The 2,669-nt window shown below is 79.9% G+C and carries 3 protein-coding genes; all 3 read left to right on the top strand.

Annotated features, from left to right (window positions below):
- Positions 1-498, top strand: a 498-nt coding sequence (locus tag HLB09_RS15525; RefSeq protein ID WP_212771204.1) for a glycosyltransferase, incomplete at its 5' end; no start/stop codon positions are given.
- Positions 485-1,816: a glycosyltransferase family 4 protein gene (locus HLB09_RS15520; protein WP_171204227.1), complete on the top strand. Its 1,332-nt coding sequence runs from the start codon at positions 485-487 to the stop codon at positions 1,814-1,816. The genes HLB09_RS15525 and HLB09_RS15520, both read left to right, overlap by 14 nt.
- On the top strand, positions 1,813-2,669 hold an 857-nt coding region (locus tag HLB09_RS15515; RefSeq protein WP_171204226.1), incomplete at its 3' end, for a glycosyltransferase. The genes HLB09_RS15520 and HLB09_RS15515, both read left to right, overlap by 4 nt.

Below are 2,669 nucleotides of genomic sequence, written 5' to 3'. Positions count from 1 at the left end.
CTCGTCCTCGTCGCCGGGCCCCAGCTGCCGGAGGACGACCTGCGCGCGCTGCGCCGCCTCGCCGCGGCGCGCGACGACCTCCACGTCGTCCGCTTCAGCCGCCACAGCGCGGCCTGGGCCGCCGGCGCCGCGGCCGTCGTCGCGATGGGGGGCGCCAACACGGTCGCCGAGCTCCTGGCCACGGACGTCCCGGCGCTCGTCGTGCCGCGCACCCGACCCCGCCGGGAGCAGGAGGTGCGCGCCCGCGCCCTCGAGAGCCGCGGGGCCCTCGACGTCCTGCTGCCCGAGGAGGTGACACCGGGGCGGCTCGGCGCCTGGCTCGCCGGTGCCGTCGAGCGCCGCGCGGACCGCTCCGGGCTGGCCCTCGACGGCCTGCGCGCCGTCGCCGAGCGCGCCTCCCGCCACCTGCACCCGGCCGGCCCGTGGGCCACCGCCACCGCCACCGCCACCGCCTCCGCCTCCGACGACCCCTGGGAGACCCGCCGTGCTGCTGTCTGACCCCCTCGCCCCGAGCGTCCCGCCCCTCGTGCAGCCGCCCCTCCCCGTGGTCGCGGGGGCGCGCGGCCCCGGGGGAGCGGTCGTCGGCTACGTGGTCAAGAGCTACCCGCGCTTCTCGGAGACCTTCGTCGTCCGCGAGCTCGTCGCCCGGGAGGAGGCGGGGGAGCGATGCGTCGTCGCCAGCCTCCGGCCGCCGCGGGACCCCCGCTTCCACGCGCTGCTCGCCCGCGTCCAGGCGCCCGTGACCTACGTGCCGGACGACGTCCGGGGCGGGCTCGTCCGGGTGTGGGAGGGGCTGGCCGCGCTGCGGACGGCGGGCGTCGTCCCGTCCCGCGCAGCGCTCGACGCGCTGCTCGACGAGGAGCCCGCGGTGGCGGCCCAGGCCGTCGGCGTCGCCCGCTGGGCCGCGGAGAGCGGCGTCACGCACCTGCACGCGCACTTCGCCTCGCTCCCCGGCCGGACCACCCGCCTCGCGGCGCTGCTCACCGGCCTGCCGTGGACGGTGACCGCCCACGCGAAGGACGTCTTCCACGACGACGTCGACCCGCGCCGCCTCGCGGCCGTCATGGCGGACGCCGACGGCGTCGTCGCCGTCAGCGACATGACGACCGCGTGGTTGGCGCAGCGGCACCCGGCGGCCCGGCTGCACCGGGTCCACAACGGCCTGGACCTCGCCGAGCTCGTGCGGAGCAGCCCCGCCCGCCGGCCGGCCGTCGTCGCCGCCGTCGGCCGGCTCGTGCCGAAGAAGGGCTTCGACGTCCTCCTCGACGCCGTCGCGCTGCTGCGGGGGCGGGGCGTCGACGTCCGGCTGCGCCTGGCGGGGGCGGGCGACGGCGCCGCCGACCTCGCCCGCCAGGTCGAGCGGCTCGGCCTGCGGTCGGTCGTCGAGCTGCTCGGCCCGCTGCCGCAGCACGACGTCGTCGCCCTCCTGCGCGGGGCTGCCGTCTTCGCGGCTCCCTGCGTCGTCGCTGACGACGGCGACCGGGACGGCCTGCCCACCGTCGTCCTCGAGTCCCTCGCCACCGGGACGCCCGTCGTCTCGACGCCGGTCACCGGCATCCCCGAGGCCGTGGTCGACGGCGTCACGGGGCTCCTCGTGCCGGAGCGGGACGCCACCGCCCTCGCCGACGCGCTGCAGCGGCTGCTCGCGGACGGCGAGGAGCGCGAGCGCCTCTCGCGGGCCGGGCGGGCGCACGTCGAGCAGCGCTTCGACGTGCGCGGCCAGGCCGCGGCCCTGCGGGCCGTCACCGCCGGCGTCGCCGCGGCCCGCGCCGCCGCCCCGACCTCCACCGACCCGACCTCCGGGGTGACGCCGTGAGCGCCGCGCCCCGGCCCGCCGTCCACGTCGTCCTCGACCCGGGCGTGCCCGCGTACGGGCGCAAGGGCTGCTCGGTCCACGTGCAGGGGGTGCTGCGGCGCCTGGTCGCCCGCTCCGGCGGCCTCCCCGTGCACCTCGTCGCCGCCCGGCTCGGCGGGGAGGCCCCCGACGGTCTCGGGGGCGTCCTCGTCCACGAGCTGGGCCGGCCCCGCGCCGACGGTCCCGCGGCCGCCGAGCGGGCGCTCACGGCGCTCGACGAGAGGGCGGCGCTCCTCGTCGAGGACCTCGTGGTCGGGCTGGAGCGCCTCGGGGCCGGGGCGCCGGTCGTCTACCAGCGCTACGGGCTCTGGAGCGCCGTCACCCTGGAGCGGGCGCGCGCCGCCGGCGCCACGACCGTCCTGGAGGTCAACGCCCCCCTCGTCGACGAGCAGGCCCGTCACCGGGTCCTCCTCGACGAGGAGGGTGCCGTCGCCCTCAGCTGCCGCGCGATGCGGGCGGCTCACGCCGCCGTCGCGGTGAGCGGCGCGGTCGCCACGTGGGCGCGCGAGCTCTCGGGGGCCCCCGTGACGGTGGTGCCCAACGGCGTCGACGCAGAGCGGTTCGGCCCGGCCACGGGCAGCGGCGCCGGCCCCGGGGCGCCGCTCCTCGTGGGCTTCGTCGGCACCTTCCGGCCGTGGCACGGGCTGGAGCTGCTCGTCGACGCCGCGGCCTCGCTCGTCGGGACGCCCGACGCGGCGTCCTCCTCGGCGCTCTCGGCGGGGCCGGCGCCGCCGCTGCCCTGGCCGGCGCCGCTCCCGCCACCGCAGCACCCGCGCGCTCCTACGCGGGGGCGACGACGTCCTCGGTCGCCGGG

Origin of the sequence: Pseudokineococcus marinus (assembly GCF_013004605.1) — a bacterium.
Lineage (GTDB): Bacteria > Actinomycetota > Actinomycetes > Actinomycetales > Quadrisphaeraceae > Pseudokineococcus > Pseudokineococcus marinus.
Note: the sequence above shows the minus strand (reverse complement) of the source record. Positions and strands in the feature narration are given on the sequence as shown.